The organism is Pantoea sp. SGAir0215 (genome assembly GCF_043543215.1).
Genome location: NZ_CP028031.1, coordinates 2,911,412 through 2,929,149 on the forward strand (window position 1 = coordinate 2,911,412; position 17,738 = coordinate 2,929,149).

Here is a 17,738-nt window from a genome sequence, read left to right on the forward strand (position 1 = left end):
GATTCTTTACAGTGCAACTTTATGATAAAAATCGCTTTTTCTGCCTGACTTAATCGCACTTCCCGGTGCAATATCCCTGGAATCTGAAACGCCCACACTGTACCTGATAAAATCTGTTACGCAACTTAATTAGCATCTGGTGTGAGGAAAGCCCTTTTTTACCCCTGCCCACGATTTGTCGAACAGTGCAGTACGGAAGTAATATAGAAAGAATTATCAGACTGTCAAAAAGGCACAGACATATGCAGAATCTGACTGAGGGAGTGTCGTCCCAGGCACTGTTAGACATCGCTAACGCGATGCTCAGGGAACATGATGATTTTATCGCCGGTATTGAAGCTACTGCCGTCAGCCAGCAGGGCGACGTGCTGGTGTTTAAAGGGCCGTACTTTTTGGACGCGGAAGGCCTGCCGACCGCAAAAACCACGGCGGTGTTCAACCTGTTCAAACACCTGGCCGTTCTGCTGTCACCCCGTTATCACCTGGTATAAAAACCCCGGCCTGAGCCGGGTCGATGCATCACAAAAACCGTTTGTCGCTGCGCTGCCACCATTTGAGCATAATGCGCTCAAGCACCTGCCCTGCGCTTTGCGTCAGGCGATCGATTTTTGAACGACGTCGTACATACGTCACGCCCAGTACCGTGAATTTCGCCATATTCGCGATAATGAGATCGTCACTGGTCGAAATGCGATCGATCAGGCCCAGTCCAAGCGCCTGCCGGCCATACCAGTGCTCGCCGGTTGCCACCCGGTCAATGTCGAGGGAAGGACGCATTTCATGAACAAACTGTTTAAACAACAGGTGGGTTTCGTTCAAATCCTGCTGAAATTTTTCACGTCCTTCTTCGGTGTTTTCACCAAACAGCGTCAGCGTACGTTTGTACTGACCCGCCGTGTGTAACTCAACGTCAATGTCATTACGTTTCAACAGACGGTTGAAGTTAGGGATTTGCGCGACAACCCCGATGGAACCGATGACGGCAAAAGGCGCGGCCACGATGGTATTGGCCACACAGGCCATCATATAGCCGCCGCTCGCCGCCACTTTGTCCACGGCCGCTGTCAGCTTCAACCCGGCATCACGCAGGCGCTGCAATTGTGACGCCGCCAGGCCATAACCGTGAACCATGCCGCCCGGGCTTTCCAGACGCAGTAATACTTCATCGCCCGGCTGGGCAACCGCCAGAATGGCTGAAATTTCTTCGCGTAGCGATTTCACTTCACTGGCATCGATGCTGCCATTGAAATTAAGCACGTACAACGTGGGTTTAACGGTGTCGACATTGCCCTGCTTCGCGTCGCGTTTCTCTGCTTTCGCCTTCTGTTTTTCAGCCTTTTTATGGTTTTTTAACCACAGTTTTTGCGCCTGCGGTTTCATTTTCTCAAGCTGCAACGCCTCTTTCATCTTGTTGTAATCGTCATCTAACCGCGTTAATCGCAGTTGTCCGCCCGGGTGACGTTTACGCTGAGCGGCATGCACAACAATCATGACGATGGCAGCAATGGCAACGACCACCGTCACCGCTTTTGCTAAAAACAATCCATAACTCAAAAGAAGATCCATCGTGTCGCCTTATTAAACAGAGGATTACTGACAAACGCCTAGTTTAACGGGTTTATGCTACTGCGTCGCCTGAAATGCCAGCATCTGGCACAGATTGTCCCTATTGCTAATTGCGTCGTGCCCTGAATTAGGGCATAAAGCGAAAAACCCAGACGTTGCGGGAGGTTCCCAACATGCATTATCAACCGAAAGATGATCTACTTGCCCATCGCATTATCCTGGTGACGGGTGCCTCTGACGGCATTGGACGCGAAGCGGCCCTGACCTACGCCCGCTTCGGCGCGGAGGTGATTTTACTGGGGCGCAGCGCTGAAAAGCTGCAGCAGACAGAAGCGTTGATAAACCAACTGAACAAGCGCCCTGCCCATTCGGTGGTATTGGATCTTTCAGACGCCACGCCGGCACGCTGTGCGCAGCTAGCGCAGGAACTGGCGCAAACATTCTCCCGTCTGGATGGTGTGTTACATAACGCCAGTATCTTAGGTGAGATTGTTCCGCTGGCCGACCTGGATCCGCAAATCTGGCAACAGGTCATGAAAATTAATGTTGATGCCACGTTTTACCTCACCCAGGCGCTATTGCCGTTGCTGCTCAAATCCGAAAGCGGCTCGCTGGTATTCACGACGTCAAGTGTGGGCCGTACCGGGCGCGCGGGTTGGGGTGCCTACGCGGTATCAAAGTTCGCCACAGAAGGCATGATGCAGGTGCTGGCCGACGAGTATAAAAATCAGGCATTGCGGGTTAACTGTATTAATCCCGGTGGTACGCGTACGAAAATGCGCGCCAGTGCGTTTCCTCAGGAAGACGCCGGTAAACTCAAAACGCCTGCCGATATCATGCCCCTTTACCTCTATTTAATGGGCGATGACAGCCGCCGTAAAACCGGTATGAGCTTCGATGCACAGCCAGGCAGAAAACCCGGGGCCGCAGAGTAATGACCAGCGATCGTCATCAACAGCGGCAACAGCGTCTGAAAGAACAGGTGGATGCCCGCATTGCTGCCGCTCAGCAAGTCAGAGGCATTTTGATGGTGTTTACCGGAAACGGTAAAGGGAAAACCACCGCTGCGTTTGGCACGGCTCTACGCGCCTGCGGGCATGGCAAACGTGCCGCGGCCATTCAGTTCATTAAGGGAGAATGGCCCAACGGCGAACGCAACCTTCTGGCCCGGCACGGGGTGGAGTTTCAGGTAATGGCCACGGGTTTCACCTGGGAAACGCAAAATCGCCAGACCGATACAGCGGCCTGCCTGGCCGTCTGGGAACATGCCAGACGCATGCTGTCGGATGACACGCTTGATTTAGTGATTCTGGATGAAATCACCTACATGATCAGTATGGATTATCTGCCACTCGACGAGCTGGTAACCGCTCTGCAAGGCCGTCCTGCCCACCAGAGCGTCATCCTTACGGGTCGGGGTTGCCATCGCACCTTACTGGATATGGCTGACACCGTGACGGAAATGCGTCCGGTGAAACATGCCTTTGACGCCGGTATCCAGGCACAGCAGGGAATAGACTGGTAGCCTTTACCGCAGGCTGGCTGCCCTTATGCATCCGGCCTGCTTATCTTACGCTGTGCCCCCTCTGTACTTCCTTTTCCCTGTTTATCGGCCTGCATGCCCGCTTATTGTCATTGCAGCCTGGCACAGCTGGTCATCAGGGCTTTTCCCGCTTTTATTTTCCATTCATGTTAATTTTGCGAAACGTTTTACGCGCCTTTTCCAGAAACCCTGCCTGAAAACCGGCGTCATCCGCCGCCGCCATGATTGATCTCAATCACATATTTTTACCGTTGAGAGACGTAAAACCGATCGGGATCACTCTTCAATGTTAAATAAATGATAAAAAATATTTAGCTTTAATATCATCCCATTGCACGTGGGTAATCAAATCAACAGGTTAATCATTACCGTGCTAATCGATTCCATAATTAAATGTTCTTTCTGATAACAATTGAATAACTTTTGCCAATAAGAGGGCTCTTATTTTGCTGACCATACTGGGCTTTACGATGGTGGTTTGTTTCATGTATCTGATCATGACCAAACGCATGTCAGCGCTAATCGCGCTCATTCTTATCCCGACGCTTTTTGCGCTTATCGGCGGGTTTTATCACGGACTTGGGGAAATGATGCTGAACGGGGTCAAAACGCTGGCTCCGACGGGTGTGATGCTGACGTTTTCTATTCTCTATTTCGGCCTGATGATCGATGCCGGACTGTTTGATCCGCTGGTGCGTTTCATCCTGAAAATTGTGCGTGGCGACCCGCTTAAAGTGCTGGTCGGTACCGCTGTATTAACCTTGCTGGTCTCGCTGGATGGCGACAGTTCCACCACCTACATGATTGCTATTGCCGCGTTTCTTCCCCTCTACCGGAAACTGGGCATGAATGTGCTGGCAATGACCTGCCTGGTTAACCTGGCCAGCGGCATCATGAACCTGTCGCCGTGGGGAGGCCCCACTGCCCGCGCGGCGGCCGCGCTGCGCATTGATGCGCTGGATATTTTTATTCCCATGCTACCGGCCATCCTTATCGCCTGTGTTGCTCTTGTCGGTCTGGCCTTCATGTTTGGGCTACAGGAACGTAAACGTCTGGGCGTCATGCGCATCAGCGACGACCATCTGAATAATATCGAACTGGGCCTGGGTGATGCAGACGAATGCGCAGCAAATCGCCGGCCCAAAATGTTCTGGCCAAACTTTATTCTGACCACGGTACTGCTGGTGCTTCTGGTGGTGGGTGCCATGCCCATTCAGATTCTGTTTATGCTGGCTTTTGCAATTGCCGTCATGCTTAATTACCCCTCGCTTGAGGAGCAAAAAGCCCGTATCGGTTCACACGCCAGTAATGTGCTGGCGGTGACTGCCTTGATTTTTGCGGCAGGTATTTTTACCGGCATACTGTCAGGTACCGGCATGGTGGACGCCATGGCGAAAAGTCTGCTGGCCTTTATTCCGCACAGTTTCGGACCTTATCTTGCGCTATTTACCGCCCTGATCAGTCTGCCGTTTACCTTTTTTATGTCCAACGATGCTTTCTACTTTGGCATTCTGCCTGTCATCGCGCAGACGGCCGCCAGCTATGGCATTTCAGCAGAAGAAATTGCCCGAGCCTCCATTGTGGGCCAACCCTTCCATCTGCTGAGTCCACTGGTGCCGTCGGTCTATCTGTTAGTCGGTCTGGCCAAAGTGGATATCGGTGACCATCAACGTTTTGCCATAAAATGGGGGATTTTGATTAGCCTGGTGCTGATGGCGGGCGGCTTAGTAACCGGCGCGTTTCCCCTCTTCCACCGGTAAGATGTCCGGGAGCGTCAGCCAGAAAGTAAAAAAGCCGCAACAGACGATGTTGCGGCTGTTTTATAGCCTTATATCAACCCGGCAGGCACTCAGGTTGCGTTGCGTTTGCTACTGGCATTACGACGAGCGGGTCTGCCACTGGCCTGGCTGTGACGTTTCACGGCCCGACGAATCTGATTGGCTTTTGTACGACGGCGATCTTTCTCAACCGCCAGTTTGGTGACGGTTTCGTCATCCATTCCTACCAGATTGCGCAGATAATTGACCGCTGGCAGATCCAGTTCCATCCAGCCACCGCGTGGTACACCTTTTGGCAAGGTGATGTCGCCATAACGGACACGCATCAGGCGGCTGACCTGTACACCCACGGCTTCCCATAAACGGCGAACTTCACGGTTGCGTCCTTCAGTCAGGGTGACGTTGTACCACTGGTTGATGCCTTCTCCACCCGCAAAACGCAATGTTTTGAACGCTGCCGGACCATCTTCCAGTTGCACACCTTTACTGAGCTGACGAATTTTGTCATCGTCAACCTGGCCAAACACGCGCACCGCGTATTCACGTTCCACTTCCCGGCTGGGATGCATCAGGCGGTTAGCCAGTTCACCATCCGTTGTAAAAAGCATGAGTCCACAGGTATTCACGTCAAGGCGGCCAACGGCAATCCAGCGCGAACCGCGCAGGCGCGGCAGACGATCGAAGACCGTAGGCCGCCCTTCAGGATCGCTGCGTGTGCAGAGTTCACCTTCAGGTTTGTAATACGCCAGCACACGGCACACTTCTGTTGCAGATTCAGCAATCGATACCAGATGGCCATCAATACGGATTTTCAGGGCTTTATTGTTTTCGATGCGATCGCCGAGTGTGGCAAGCTTACCGTCAACGCTCACGCGTCCGGCCGCAATCATCGCTTCAATTTCACGACGCGAACCGTGACCGGCACGCGCTAAGACTTTTTGTAACTTCTCGCTCATGGAGCTACCTCATTGTCGCCTTCCCAGGCGTCGGATGGATTAGGTAATTAAACCTTTAAAATCAATAGGTTATATTTTCCTGTTGGCCCCATTATACAGCATGTCTGAGGCATTGTAACCCGTAATGTGCCGCCCGGAAGCGGCGTACGGGGCCTGGCTGCTGACCCGTGCCTTACGACACCTGTCCCGGGCGTGACGATCCCTACGCGCTCACGCCTGGTCCGGTTAAGATCTGGTCGAATTAGATGGCTGCGTTGCGTCCTGGTGATCGCGCGAGAAGATCATTATAAGCACACACGTTTATTTAGGGTAATTAAGTCAAATGACACAATCGTAGCAGGGAAAATATTATCTGAATGTCACACTTGGTTACTTCATTTTAATTAATGTTACTTATCGCAGCTATTGGCTTTATTTCCGTCTTTACTCGCTCTTATAAATCATTTCCTGCCAAAACCGGTAGTGCATTAATGATTAAGTCTCCAGGTATCTGGCCTGACACTTTTCATTAACGGCTCACACTCAGTCGGCGCGCTAAACAGTTTTATTTTTGTGGCTGTTTACAAAAAAATAAAAACAAAATACCGCTACTTAAGTCAAATAAAATCATTGTGGGCCCCGGCAGCCCTCTGTTAGCCCGCCTCGCATCTCCAATGCATCCTGTTTACTCTATTATCAACAGGTTGCGTCGGGAAAAGCTATACAAAATAAAAACCACTGTACAATTTTATTCATCAGCCGATAATGAAAGAGTAATAAGGTGGTCATCACCCTGTTTTTTATCATTAAGTCCGCAATGACTTTTTTTTCTACCCTCGTAAAGTTAAAAAAAATTGGACTATTGCAATCTATTGCCGATAACACATTATGCGACCGGACAGTGAGCAGATTTTAATCCGTACGGTGTCAGTTATTTCTGACCCGGGCATTAAATTGCAGCACGCTAAGGGGTTGTTATTAATCTTAATACTGGCGCATCGGGAAACGCTGCGTTAATACGGCTCACGATGAGCTTTAATTTGCATGTCCTTAATCTTCACCAGGGATTTTACTGGCATGCTTAAGCGAAGACACCACCATGAAAAAACGTTTTGTAAGTTCAGCGTTGATTGCGTTGGCGCTGAGCGGTTGTTCCGTGGGCCATACCGAGTACAGCCGAACGGCAATGCAGCACGTGGATATGAGCGTGACAGGCATTCCGACGATTCTGGGTTTAGGCACGCTGGGCACCACTATTCCGTTGACGCCTGAATACAGCCTGACTGCCGCGCATGTGGCAAAATTTGCCGTGCAGCGCGTGAAGTCTTATCACCCTTACTGCGACCTTGCGATTATTTATCACAAGAATCCGCCGGATACGCTGGCTCACTTCCGCAGCACCGATATTGGCGATCACGTAAAGATGTACGGTTACAGCTATATTTCGGCGCTACCTGTTGAATCAAAGGGTGTGAATCTCGCACGCACCGCCATTCGTAACCTCTGGAATAAAAGTCCGTGCATCGCGATGGCTTCCAATGCTGGCGTGGTTCAGGGGATGTCTGGCGGTGGGGTCTTCAATAGTGACGATACCATCGGCGGCGTGATCGTCGGGTATTCCGATTCAATTAAAAATGGCCGTAGCGGGAAAGTGATACTGAAAGATGTGTCACTCTATATCCCTTACGGCCAGTTTAAAAACTGGTTACAGGCGACGATTCCTGACACCCGTAAAACCTGACGGTCTTACATAAAAGGCGTTGTGTCGCCAGCGCCTTCACGGACAATTTCAGGGGCATCACTGGTCAAATCAATCACGGTGGTAGGCTGCTGTCCCAGCGTGCCGCCGTCAATGATTAAGTCCACCAGCTTACCAATACTGTGCTGAATGTCTTCCGGATCAGATTCAGTGAAATCATTGCCTGGCAGAATCAAGGATGTCGACATCATCGGTTCATTAAGCGCTTCCAGTAACGCCAGGGCCACTGGATTCGACGGGACACGTAAACCAATGGTTTTACGTTTCTCGTTCATCAGACGGCGCGGGACTTCTTTCGTCGCCTTCAGAATAAACGTGTAATTGCCCGGCGTGTTATTTTTAATCAGGCGGAACGCGCTGTTGCCCACCTGTGAATACACCGACAACTCAGACAAATCGCGGCACATCAGTGTGAAATTATGATGGCCATCCAGTTGTCGTATACGGCAAATGCGCTCCATCGCGCCTTTTTCTTCCAGACGACATCCCAGGGCATAGCCTGAATCGGTCGGATAAACAATCACGCCACCTTTGTTCAGGTACTCCACAGCCTGGTTAATCAGACGCGGTTGCGGATTATCCGGATGAATATGAAACAGTTGACTCATAAAAACCTCTTGTCACCTTTCCGTGCATTCAGCAGCCGGAGCCAGTGCGGGAAAGCGTTCCCAGACGGGTTCTACGGCTGCGGGTAACCACAGTTTGCGGCCTAACTCAATCCACGGGCAGGGTTGATGAAAATCAGAACCTTGCGATGCGGCCAGATCGTTATCACGGGCGTACCCGGCTAACGTGGTACGCTCATCGGGTGCCTGCTGACATTGTGCCACCTCGATAGCATCACCCCCCGCAGCGCGAAAATACGCGATCAGGCGTTTCAGCCATTTTGCCGACAATCCGTAGCGTCCCGGATGAGCCAGCACCGCACAGCCACCAGAATGGTGAATGGCATCAATGGCTTGATTAATTGTACACCATTGCGGCGGCACGTAGCCGGTTTTGCCTCGGGCCAGATAATTTTTGAATACCTGCGCCATAGTGCTCGCTTTGCCAACCTCAACCAGATAGCGGGCAAAATGTCCCCGCGTGATCATTCCCCCTTCGGCTAAACGCAGGGCGCCCGCCAGTGCATCGGGAATCTGGGCTTTTTCAAGCCGCTCAGCAATGCGTTGGGCGCGTTCCAGTCGCGTCGTATACTGACCAGCGAGGAACTGCGTCATGACGGGATGATGAATATCGATATTTAATCCAACAATATGGATCTCATGATTTTCCCACAGCGTGGAAATCTCGACGCCGGCGATGACATTGACTGGCAACGAAGCACGTAATGCGGCCTGCTGTGCCTCGGCGACGCCCGCCACGGTATCGTGATCGGTAATGGCCAGCACACCTACGCGCATTTCAACCGCACGCTCGACCAGCGCCTGCGGGGATAGCAATCCATCGGAAGCCCGTGTATGACTATGTAGATCGTAAAGCGGAAAACGGGCGATATCGCTCAAAACAACTCCTGCTGGCGATGGAACAGGTCAGCATGATAACGATTTTATGGGTCACTGAAAAAGTGTATTGACATTTTTGTCACGAACCAGTTAACTAGTACACAAGTTCACCGCAGACGGGTATGTGTTTATGAAAATGGTTATTACGCTTTTCACTGGTTGGTGGCGCAATGTTTCCCGGTCGGGCGGCGTTGTCGTGCACACTTAGCGTAAACCTGTGCAGATACCTGAGCCCGCCAACAAGCGGGCTTTTTTTTGGACGACATTCAGAGAAATCATCATGCTCAATGCAAAACCTACAGTGAAGTTAATTACCGGTAACGCCCCTTATCGGGAAGATCCCGCCGCGGTTTTTCATCAGTTATGCGGCGCGCGCCCGTCAACGCTGCTGCTTGAATCTGCGGATATCGACAGCAAGGAAAATTTAAAAAGTCTGATGATCATCGACAGTGCCCTACGTATCAGCGCGCTGGGTAACTGCGTCACTGTGCAGGCCCTGTCTGATAATGGTCGGGCGCTGCTGCCGCTGCTGGACGAGGCGCTTCCCGCCGAAATCAAAAATGAATCGCGCCCTGATGGCCGGGTGTTAACATTTACGACGACCCACGATCAGCAAGATGAAGACTCTCGCTTACGCGCCCTGTCGGTGTTTGATGCCCTGCGTGTGATTCCGCAGTTAGTGAACTCGCCTGCCGATGAGCGCGAAGCCGTGTTCGTTGGCGGCCTGTTTGCCTATGATCTGGTCGCCGGTTTTGAGGACCTGCCGACGCTCAGCAGTGAGCAGCGCTGCCCTGACTACTGTTTCTATCTGGCGGAAACCCTGCTGGTGCTCGATCACCAGGCACACAGTGCCCGCCTGCAGGCCAGCCTGTTTTGTCCGTCCACCCATGAATTCCAGCGTCTGCAAAGCCGTATTGAACAGTTACACGGACAAATGCTGCAACCTGCACCTACGTTGCCCGTCAAGCCGGTCGAAACGATGACGCTGACCACCAGCCAGAGCGATGAGGAATACTGTAATGTGGTGAGGAAGATGCAGGATGCTATTCGTATTGGTGAGATCTTCCAGGTTGTGCCATCACGTCGCTTCTCACTGCCCTGCCCGTCGCCGCTGGCCGCTTACGATACGTTAAAACGCAGTAATCCCAGCCCGTATATGTTCTTTATGCAGGATCAGGATTTTTCGCTCTTTGGCGCCTCGCCGGAAAGCTCGCTCAAGTACGACGCCGCCTCACGACAGATCGAAATTTACCCGATTGCCGGAACGCGTCCACGCGGTCGACATGCGGATGGCTCGCTGGACCGCGATCTGGACAGCCGTATCGAACTTGAAATGCGCACCGATCATAAAGAGCTGGCCGAGCACCTGATGCTGGTCGATCTCGCACGCAATGACCTGGCGCGCATTTGTCGTCCCGGAAGCCGCTACGTCGCGGATCTGACCAAGGTTGATCGTTATTCCTTTGTTATGCACCTGGTCTCCCGCGTGGTGGGGACATTGCGTGAGGATCTGGATGTGCTACATGCCTACCGCGCCTGCATGAATATGGGCACGCTGAGCGGCGCGCCTAAAGTTCGCGCCATGCAACTGATCGCTGAAGCCGAAGGCACCCGACGCGGTATTTACGGCGGCGCTGTCGGCTATTTCACCGCCAACGGTGATTTGGATACCTGTATTGTGATCCGCTCAGCCTACGTGGAAGACGGCGTGGCCACTGTACAGGCCGGCGCGGGCGTGGTGCTCGACTCTAACCCACAGGCCGAGGCCGATGAAAGCCGCAATAAAGCCCGCGCGGTGCTGCGCGCTATCGCCACTGCTCATCACTGCAAGGAGATCTTCTGATGGCTGACATCCTGCTGCTGGATAACATCGACTCATTTACCTACAACCTTGTCGATCAACTGCGCACCTTTGGGCACAACGTGGTGATTTACCGCAACAACGTACCGGCCGCTTTGCTGACTGAACGTTTGCAGAGCATGGACAATCCTGTCCTGATGCTGTCACCCGGCCCTGGCGCGCCGAAAGACGCGGGCTGTATGCCCGAACTGCTGCGTGCGCTACGCGGAAAGTTACCGATTATCGGGATCTGCCTGGGCCATCAGGCGATTGTGGAAGCGTATGGCGGCCATGTCGGTCAGGCCGGTGAAATTTTGCATGGCAAAGCGTCATCCATTAATCATGACGGCGAGGCGATGTTTGCCGGACTGAGTAATCCTCTTCCCGTTGCCCGTTACCACTCACTGGTGGGCAGCAATACACCAGACGAATTAACGGTTAATGCCAGCTACAACGGCATGGTGATGGCCGTCCGTCATGAACACGAACGGGTTTGCGGATTCCAGTTCCATCCTGAATCCATTTTAACCACTCAGGGCGCACGTCTGCTTGAACAGACACTTGCCTGGGCGCTGGCGAAGTAACAGGGAGAACGCAATGCAACCGATTCTGGAAAAACTTTACCAGTCGCATAGTCTGACGCAGGCAGAAAGCCACCAGCTGTTCAGCGCCATTATTACCGGCCAGCTTGAACCTACCCAACTGGCGGCGGCGTTGGTTGCGATGAAAGTCCGGGGCGAGAACCCGGAGGAAATCGCCGGGGCAGCCTGTGCCTTACTTGAAGATGCCAAACCGTTTCCGCGTCCGGATTATGCGTTCGCCGATATTGTGGGCACCGGCGGGGATGGCAGTAACAGCATTAATATTTCAACCGCCAGTGCCTTTGTCGCCGCTACCTGTGGTCTGAAGGTGGCAAAACATGGCAATCGCAGCGTATCCAGCAAATCGGGGTCATCCGACCTGCTGGCCGCTTTCGGGATTAACCTGGATATGCCCGCTGAGCTGGCGCGGCGCGCACTGGACGATCTGAATGTCTGCTTCCTGTTCGCACCGCAGTACCACACGGGCTTTCGCCATGCTATGCCGGTGCGTCAGCAGTTGAAGACCCGCACGTTGTTTAACGTTCTGGGGCCACTGATCAACCCTGCGCGCCCACCGTTAGCCGTTATTGGCGTGTACAGCCCTGAGCTGGTCTTGCCGATTGCTCAGACGCTGAAAGTATTAGGCTACCAGCGTGCAGCCGTGGTACATGGCGGCGGCATGGATGAGGTTGCCCTGCACGATGTGACACAGGTGGCCGAGCTGCGCGAAGGGGAAATCACCCGCTATCAGTTAAGTCCGGAGGATTTTGGTTTCGGATTCCATCCTAAAGACGCGCTGGCAGGCGGCACGCCCGAAGAAAACCGTGACATTCTGACACGTTTACTCCAGGGTAATGGCGAGCAGGCCCATGAGGAGGCGGTTGCCGTGAATGTGGCCATGCTCCTGAAAGTATTTGGTAATGAAGATCTCCGTGAAAATGCACAGCGTGCGCTTAACGCCATCCGTAGCGGTCAGGCTTATGAGCGCGTGGTGGCTCTGGCATCAAGAGGATAATCATGCAGGGTACAGTGTTAGATAAAATCGTGAAAGACAAAGCCGTCTGGGTTGAAGCGCGTAAGCAGCAGCAACCGCTGGAAAGCTTCCAGCCGCGCATTGTTCCTTCCAGCCGTAGCTTTTATGACGCACTGCAGGGCACCCGCACTGCCTTTATTCTGGAATGCAAAAAGGCTTCGCCTTCAAAAGGGCTGATCCGCGATGATTTCGATCCCGAAATGATCGCCGGGGTGTATCGCCATTATGCTTCTGCCGTTTCGGTATTAACCGACGAAAAATATTTCCAGGGCGACTTTGCCTTTTTGCCCGTCGTCAGTGCTGCGATTACGCAGCCGGTGCTGTGTAAAGACTTTATCATCGACCCTTATCAAATTTATCTGGCGCGTTTTTATCAGGCTGACGCCATCCTGCTGATGCTGTCGGTCGTGGATGATGAGCAGTATCGTCAGCTTTCCGCCATCGCACACAGCCTGCAGATGGGCGTTTTGACTGAAGTCAGCAATGAGCAGGAGCTGGAACGCGCGATTGCGCTGGAAGCCAAAGTGGTCGGCATTAATAACCGCGACCTGCGCGATCTGTCGATTGATCTCAACCGGACGCGTCAGCTTGCGCCGCGCCTGGGGCAAGGTGTGACCGTTATCAGCGAATCGGGCATCAACAATTACCGCGATGTGCGTGAACTGAGTCATTTTGCAAATGGCTTCCTGATTGGTTCGGCATTGATGGAAGAAGAGGATCTTCATGCTGCGGTGCGACGTGTCACCCTGGGCAGCAACAAGGTATGCGGACTGACGCGCCCTGAAGATGCCTGCGCGGCCTGTGATGCCGGCGCTATTTACGGCGGAATTATTTTTGCCGAGGGCTCGCCGCGTCAGGTGGATACCGAGAAAGCACGTGCCGTGATAGCCGGTGCCCCGCTTAACTATGTCGGTGTGTTCCGCAATGCGGCAATAAGTGACATTGTCACTAAAGTGGAATCATTGCAGCTGGCTGCTGTGCAGTTGCATGGCGATGAAGACCACGCTTATGTGGCTGCGCTTTATCAGGCACTGCCTGAACAGGTACAAATCTGGAAAGCGCTCAGCATCAGCGACGCGTTGCCAGAACGTAACTGGCCGCATATTGACCGTTACGTTTTCGATAATGGTCAGGGCGGTTCGGGCCAGACCTTTGACTGGTCGCTGCTACACGGGCAGGACCTGAAGAATGTTCTGCTGGCCGGTGGGCTGAGCGCGGATAACTGTGTGGAAGCCGCACAGTTGGGTTGTGCAGGACTCGATTTTAATTCCGGTGTAGAAAGCGCGCCAGGCATCAAAGATGCCAGCAAAATTGCGGCGGTGTTCCGAACGCTTCGCGCCTACTGACTGGACTGGCCCGCCTGAAGGCGGGCACACAAAAGGATAGATCCATGACTTTACTTAATCCCTATTTCGGCGAGTTTGGCGGCATGTACGTGCCACAAATTCTGATGCCTGCGCTGAAGCAGCTTGAAGAAGCCTTTGTCAGCGCTCAAAAAGATCCTGAGTTTCAGGCTGAATTTACCGACCTGTTGAAAAACTATGCCGGCCGCCCGACAGCCTTAACCCTGTGCGGTAACCTGACCAAAGGCACTCAAACCCGCCTTTACCTGAAACGTGAAGATCTGCTGCACGGCGGCGCGCACAAAACGAACCAGGTACTGGGACAGGCGTTGCTGGCTAAACGGATGGGCAAAAACGAGATTATTGCGGAAACCGGAGCCGGTCAGCATGGTGTGGCTTCTGCCCTGGCCTGTGCGCTGCTGGGCATGAAATGCCGCATCTACATGGGCGCCAAGGATGTTGAGCGTCAGTCACCTAACGTCTTTCGTATGCGCCTGATGGGTGCCGAAGTGATTCCGGTTCACAGCGGTTCCGCCACCCTGAAAGATGCCTGTAACGAGGCGCTGCGTGACTGGTCGGGCAGCTATGAAACTGCCCACTATATGCTGGGCACCGCGGCCGGCCCGCACCCCTTCCCGACCATCGTGCGTGAGTTCCAGCGCATGATCGGTGAAGAGACGAAAAAACAGATTCTGGAAAAAGAAGGACGTCTGCCCGACGCCGTCATCGCCTGCGTCGGCGGCGGCTCCAATGCGATTGGCATGTTTGCCGATTTCATCGAGGAAGAGAGCGTCAAACTGATTGGCGTTGAGCCAGCGGGCCACGGTATCGAAACCGGTGAGCACGGCGCACCGCTGAAACACGGCCGGGTCGGCATCTACTTCGGGATGAAAGCCCCGATGATGCAGACCAGCGAAGGGCAAATCGAAGAGTCCTACTCGATTTCTGCCGGCCTCGATTTCCCGTCAGTCGGCCCTCAGCACGCCCATCTGAACAGCATCGGCCGCGCGGACTATGTTTCCGTCACCGACAATGAAGCGCTGGCAGCCTTTAAAACGCTGTGTCGTGCGGAAGGCATTATCCCTGCGCTTGAATCCGCCCATGCGCTGGCCCATGCGTTAAAAATGGCGAAGGCGGAGCCGGAGAAAGAGCAGCTGATTGTGGTGAACCTTTCTGGTCGGGGTGATAAAGATATCTTCACCGTTCACGATATTCTGACTGCACAGGGAGAAATTTGATGGAACGTTATGATCGACTGTTTACGCGTCTGGCGGCGAAGAAAGAAGGTGCGCTGGTTCCCTTCGTAACTCTGGGTGACCCGTCACCTGCCCTGTCATTACGCATTATCGATGCGCTGGTAGAAGGCGGGGCTGACGCACTTGAACTGGGAATTCCCTTTTCTGATCCTTTAGCAGATGGTCCTACTATTCAAAGTGCAACACTGCGTGCCTTCGCTGGCGGAACGACAACGGCACAGTGTTTTGAAATGCTCGCGGCGATTCGTCAAAAATATCCCGAACTCCCGATAGGTTTACTGATGTATGCCAATCTGGTGTTCAGCAATGGTATTGATGATTTTTATGCGCGTTGTGCCAAAGCGGGGGTCGACTCTGTCCTCGTGGCTGATGTGCCCGTAGAGGAATCGGCACCGTTCCGTCAGGCGGCTATGCGTCACGGTATTGCGCCCATTTTCATCTGCCCACCGAACGCCAGCGATGAACTTCTGCGCGAAATCGCTTCTCACGGTCGCGGTTACACCTATCTGTTATCACGAGCGGGCGTGACGGGTACTGAAAAGCGGGCCAGCCTGCCACTTGATCATCTGATAACCCGCCTGAAGGAATACCATGCAGCCCCGCCGCTACAGGGCTTTGGCATTTCCGAACCTTCCCAGGTAAAAGACTCTCTCGCGGCAGGCACAGCCGGTGCAATTTCAGGTTCCGCTGTTGTGAAAATTATTGAAAAGCATCACGCCGAGCCAGAGGTCATGCTGGACGCATTGAGAACATTTATCCACGATCTCAAAGCCGCCACCCGCTAACAGCCTTCACCTTATGCCTTACCGCCCGGTAAGGCATGATTTCGCTGTTTTTTTTCGCTGTCCGTTTGCCCATTTCGGATTTTCTGCACCACAATTAACAGGCGCCGTTATGGTAACGACGTATCCTATTTGTGACAGGGAGAGAAGCAATGAAATGGTTTAAAGTGCTGGCAAGTGCCATGGTCGCGGCTGTTGTTGCATTAACACTCAGCGCCTGTGCGCCAACGCCAACGAAAGAAGGCACCGGCGGTTACATTGATGACACCGTGATTACCACCAAAGTGAAAGCCGAATTGTTAAAAGATGAGTCGCTGAAATCAACCGAAATCAACGTTGAAACCTTTAAAGGTAAAGTGCAGCTCAGCGGCTTTGTCAGCTCACCACAAATGGCTAACCGTGCCGTTCAGGTGACCCGAAGCGTTGCTGGGGTAAGATCCGTCGTAAATAACATGCAAATTAAATAACGCCGTTTTAAACCCAAAAGGGCCACGCATTGCGTGGCCCTTTTTTCGTCAGAAGCGATAACCTGCGCCAAAGAAGAATACCCAGGGGTCAACACGCATATGAATATTTTGCTGCTGATCGCCCGCTTTAAATTTCACGTTCGTATCAATATCCATGTACCACAATGATGTATTCAGCAGCCAGTCACGGTTAATCTGATAATCCAGCCCTACCTGACCGGCAATGCCCCACGAGTCTTTCACACTGAGATCACTTAATCCCGCATCACGACCGGTCTGATTAAACTTTGCATCGTAAAACGTCGTGTAGTTAATGCCGACGCCGACATAGGGTCGCGCTTTGCTTTGGCTGTCAAAGAAGTAGTACTGCGCCATCAGCGTGGGCGGCAATTGCCGGACCGTCGCCAGCGTGCCCGTTGGGCCAAGGCCAACTTTATGGCGGAACGGTGTGGCCGCCAGTAGCTCGACGCCAATATTGTCTGTCGCCATATAGGTAAACGTTAAGCCCAGTTGGGTATCATTACTGGCACTGAATCCGCCCATACCCAGTACGTTATCCGAGCCTTCGTTAGGTCGAACGGTGGCGCTACCTGCGCGAATAAAAAAATCACCAGCCTGGTGGGCCAGTGCCAGTTGAGGTAACGCAAGCGCCAGCAGCATGGCGCATTTAGCCAGTTTCATAGTCACTCCTGTGAGAAAGTAAGATGCCTGCACTGAATCAATTTTTTGTGCGCACAGGTTTAGCGCGATTTTTTTATAAATGCATCTAAATCAAGACGGAAAAATCATTTAAAAAACAATGGATTGACTCAGATCAATTTTATGCCCATATCCCGGACACAAATAGTGCTTGCCGAAAAAATGGAGCGGCATTACTTTGCTCATCTCCCCCTGTGATTTTGGTTCGATGCCTTAGAGGTGGCGGGCGATCAAATGAGTGAAACTACAAACCCCTGTATTAGCTGTGGTGCCTGCTGTGCCCACTTCCGCGTCTCGTTTTACTGGGCTGAAGCCGACGATGCGGGCGGCCCCGTTCCCACAGAATTAACGGAACCTTTAAGTCTGATGATGCGAAATATGCGTGGGACGAACGATCGTTCGCCGCGCTGTATTGCGCTTGAAGGGGAAATCGGCCACTGCGTGTCGTGCAGTATTTATGAGAACCGCCCCTCGCCCTGCCGGGAGTTTGCTATGTCCGGCGAAAACGGGATCGGGAATGAAGGCTGCGATCGGGCCCGGGCACGCTATGGCCTTCCCGCACTGTTTCACCCATCTTTACCTGTTATGACAGAAAGTTATCCGGTTGCGGGTGCCAGCGAGCCGCCAGAACATGTACAATCGACGGGTTAA

General features: G+C 52.9%; 16 protein-coding genes, 1 pseudogene and 1 other annotated feature. Of the genes and pseudogenes, 12 read left to right on the forward strand and 5 right to left on the reverse strand.

What is annotated here, in order from left to right; all coding sequences use genetic code 11:
- The first annotated feature begins 242 nt into the window (after positions 1–242).
- The gene (locus C1N64_RS13610; RefSeq protein WP_033741829.1) at positions 243–491 is read left to right on the forward strand and encodes a DUF2498 family protein; all 249 of its coding nucleotides are present in this window, start codon (positions 243–245) and stop codon (positions 489–491) included.
- Positions 492–519: 28 nt separating this feature from the next.
- Here the strand turns inward: C1N64_RS13610 and sohB are convergent, their stop codons facing one another.
- The gene (gene sohB / locus C1N64_RS13615; protein ID WP_205950396.1) at positions 520–1,566 is read right to left on the reverse strand and encodes a protease SohB; all 1,047 of its coding nucleotides are present in this window, start codon (positions 1,564–1,566) and stop codon (positions 520–522) included.
- Between the two features lie 173 nt (positions 1,567–1,739).
- Between sohB and C1N64_RS13620 the strand changes: the two genes are divergently transcribed.
- The 3 genes from C1N64_RS13620 (at position 1,740) to C1N64_RS13630 (ending at position 4,869) form a co-directional block, all read left to right on the forward strand.
- A complete protein-coding gene (locus tag C1N64_RS13620; protein WP_006119341.1) occupies positions 1,740–2,501 on the forward strand; it encodes a YciK family oxidoreductase in 762 nt (253 codons plus the stop codon).
- On the forward strand, positions 2,501–3,091 hold the full coding sequence (cobO, locus tag C1N64_RS13625; protein WP_054633695.1) for a cob(I)yrinic acid a,c-diamide adenosyltransferase: 591 nt from the start codon (positions 2,501–2,503) through the stop codon (positions 3,089–3,091). The genes C1N64_RS13620 and cobO overlap by 1 nt, the downstream gene beginning before the upstream one ends.
- A 464-nt stretch (positions 3,092–3,555) precedes the next feature.
- The gene (locus C1N64_RS13630; protein WP_039340186.1) at positions 3,556–4,869 is read left to right on the forward strand and encodes a CitMHS family transporter; all 1,314 of its coding nucleotides are present in this window, start codon (positions 3,556–3,558) and stop codon (positions 4,867–4,869) included.
- An 89-nt stretch (positions 4,870–4,958) separates the two neighbouring features.
- Here C1N64_RS13630 and rluB read toward each other — a convergent pair whose 3' ends face one another.
- Positions 4,959–5,843, reverse strand: coding sequence for a 23S rRNA pseudouridine(2605) synthase RluB (rluB, locus tag C1N64_RS13635; protein WP_006119347.1), 885 nt, complete (start codon positions 5,841–5,843; stop codon positions 4,959–4,961).
- 1,078 nt (positions 5,844–6,921) lie between these two features.
- On the opposite strand from rluB, the gene C1N64_RS13640 reads away from it, so the two are divergent.
- Entirely contained in the window at positions 6,922–7,563 is a 642-nt protein-coding gene (locus C1N64_RS13640) for a hypothetical protein (RefSeq protein WP_006119348.1), read from the forward strand.
- Positions 7,564–7,568: 5 nt separating this feature from the next.
- On the opposite strand, the gene C1N64_RS13645 is transcribed toward C1N64_RS13640, so the two are convergent.
- Positions 7,569–8,189: an L-threonylcarbamoyladenylate synthase gene (locus C1N64_RS13645; RefSeq protein WP_039340183.1), complete on the reverse strand. Its 621-nt coding sequence runs from the start codon at positions 8,187–8,189 to the stop codon at positions 7,569–7,571.
- Positions 8,190–8,201: 12 nt separating this feature from the next.
- The gene (locus C1N64_RS13650) at positions 8,202–9,086 is read right to left on the reverse strand and encodes an RNase RNM (RefSeq protein ID WP_006119350.1); all 885 of its coding nucleotides are present in this window, start codon (positions 9,084–9,086) and stop codon (positions 8,202–8,204) included.
- Between the two features lie 154 nt (positions 9,087–9,240).
- Positions 9,241–9,343: a sequence feature (Trp leader region), on the forward strand.
- Positions 9,344–9,366: 23 nt separating this feature from the next.
- Between C1N64_RS13650 and C1N64_RS13655 the strand changes: the two genes are divergently transcribed.
- The 6 genes and pseudogenes from C1N64_RS13655 (at position 9,367) to C1N64_RS13680 (ending at position 16,388) form a co-directional block, all read left to right on the forward strand.
- Positions 9,367–10,929 carry an anthranilate synthase component 1 gene (locus C1N64_RS13655; RefSeq protein WP_394514887.1) on the forward strand — a complete coding sequence of 521 codons (1,563 nt, stop codon included), beginning with the start codon at positions 9,367–9,369 and terminating at the stop codon, positions 10,927–10,929.
- Positions 10,929–12,522, forward strand: a pseudogene (trpD, locus tag C1N64_RS13660) (bifunctional anthranilate synthase glutamate amidotransferase component TrpG/anthranilate phosphoribosyltransferase TrpD). Before C1N64_RS13655 ends, trpD begins: the two are co-directional and overlap by 1 nt.
- A 2-nt stretch (positions 12,523–12,524) precedes the next feature.
- Positions 12,525–13,886 carry a bifunctional indole-3-glycerol-phosphate synthase TrpC/phosphoribosylanthranilate isomerase TrpF gene (trpCF, locus tag C1N64_RS13665; protein WP_039342988.1) on the forward strand — a complete coding sequence of 454 codons (1,362 nt, stop codon included), beginning with the start codon at positions 12,525–12,527 and terminating at the stop codon, positions 13,884–13,886.
- A 44-nt stretch (positions 13,887–13,930) separates the two neighbouring features.
- Positions 13,931–15,121, forward strand: a complete 1,191-nt coding sequence (gene trpB / locus C1N64_RS13670) for a tryptophan synthase subunit beta (protein WP_033741842.1) — start codon at positions 13,931–13,933, stop codon at positions 15,119–15,121.
- Positions 15,121–15,924, forward strand: a complete 804-nt coding sequence (gene trpA, locus C1N64_RS13675; RefSeq protein WP_033741843.1) for a tryptophan synthase subunit alpha — start codon at positions 15,121–15,123, stop codon at positions 15,922–15,924. Before trpB ends, trpA begins: the two co-directional genes overlap by 1 nt.
- Before the next feature lie 149 nt (positions 15,925–16,073).
- A complete protein-coding gene (locus C1N64_RS13680) occupies positions 16,074–16,388 on the forward strand; it encodes a BON domain-containing protein (RefSeq protein ID WP_006119359.1) in 315 nt (104 codons plus the stop codon).
- A 48-nt stretch (positions 16,389–16,436) separates the two neighbouring features.
- Here the strand turns inward: C1N64_RS13680 and ompW are convergent, their stop codons facing one another.
- Complete coding sequence (gene ompW / locus C1N64_RS13685) at positions 16,437–17,069, reverse strand: outer membrane protein OmpW (RefSeq protein WP_394514888.1); 633 nt, start codon at positions 17,067–17,069, stop codon at positions 16,437–16,439.
- 252 nt (positions 17,070–17,321) lie between these two features.
- Between ompW and C1N64_RS13690 the strand changes: the two genes are divergently transcribed.
- Complete coding sequence (locus C1N64_RS13690; protein WP_033741845.1) at positions 17,322–17,738, forward strand: YkgJ family cysteine cluster protein; 417 nt, start codon at positions 17,322–17,324, stop codon at positions 17,736–17,738.

Bases quoted from the DNA above. Each gene is read 5' to 3' on its own strand.
- C1N64_RS13610 (WP_033741829.1), top strand. From the start codon at position 243: ATGCAGAATCTGACTGAGGGAGTGTCGTCCCAGGCACTGTTAGACATC.
- sohB (WP_205950396.1), bottom strand. From the start codon at position 1,566: ATGGATCTTCTTTTGAGTTATGGATTGTTTTTAGCAAAAGCGGTGACG.
- C1N64_RS13620 (WP_006119341.1), top strand. From the start codon at position 1,740: ATGCATTATCAACCGAAAGATGATCTACTTGCCCATCGCATTATCCTG.
- cobO (WP_054633695.1), top strand. From the start codon at position 2,501: ATGACCAGCGATCGTCATCAACAGCGGCAACAGCGTCTGAAAGAACAG.
- rluB (WP_006119347.1), bottom strand. From the start codon at position 5,843: ATGAGCGAGAAGTTACAAAAAGTCTTAGCGCGTGCCGGTCACGGTTCG.
- C1N64_RS13640 (WP_006119348.1), top strand. From the start codon at position 6,922: ATGAAAAAACGTTTTGTAAGTTCAGCGTTGATTGCGTTGGCGCTGAGC.
- C1N64_RS13645 (WP_039340183.1), bottom strand. From the start codon at position 8,189: ATGAGTCAACTGTTTCATATTCATCCGGATAATCCGCAACCGCGTCTG.
- C1N64_RS13655 (WP_394514887.1), top strand. From the start codon at position 9,367: ATGCTCAATGCAAAACCTACAGTGAAGTTAATTACCGGTAACGCCCCT.
- trpCF (WP_039342988.1), top strand. From the start codon at position 12,525: ATGCAGGGTACAGTGTTAGATAAAATCGTGAAAGACAAAGCCGTCTGG.
- trpB (WP_033741842.1), top strand. From the start codon at position 13,931: ATGACTTTACTTAATCCCTATTTCGGCGAGTTTGGCGGCATGTACGTG.
- trpA (WP_033741843.1), top strand. From the start codon at position 15,121: ATGGAACGTTATGATCGACTGTTTACGCGTCTGGCGGCGAAGAAAGAA.
- C1N64_RS13680 (WP_006119359.1), top strand. From the start codon at position 16,074: ATGAAATGGTTTAAAGTGCTGGCAAGTGCCATGGTCGCGGCTGTTGTT.
- ompW (WP_394514888.1), bottom strand. From the start codon at position 17,069: ATGAAACTGGCTAAATGCGCCATGCTGCTGGCGCTTGCGTTACCTCAA.
- C1N64_RS13690 (WP_033741845.1), top strand. From the start codon at position 17,322: ATGAGTGAAACTACAAACCCCTGTATTAGCTGTGGTGCCTGCTGTGCC.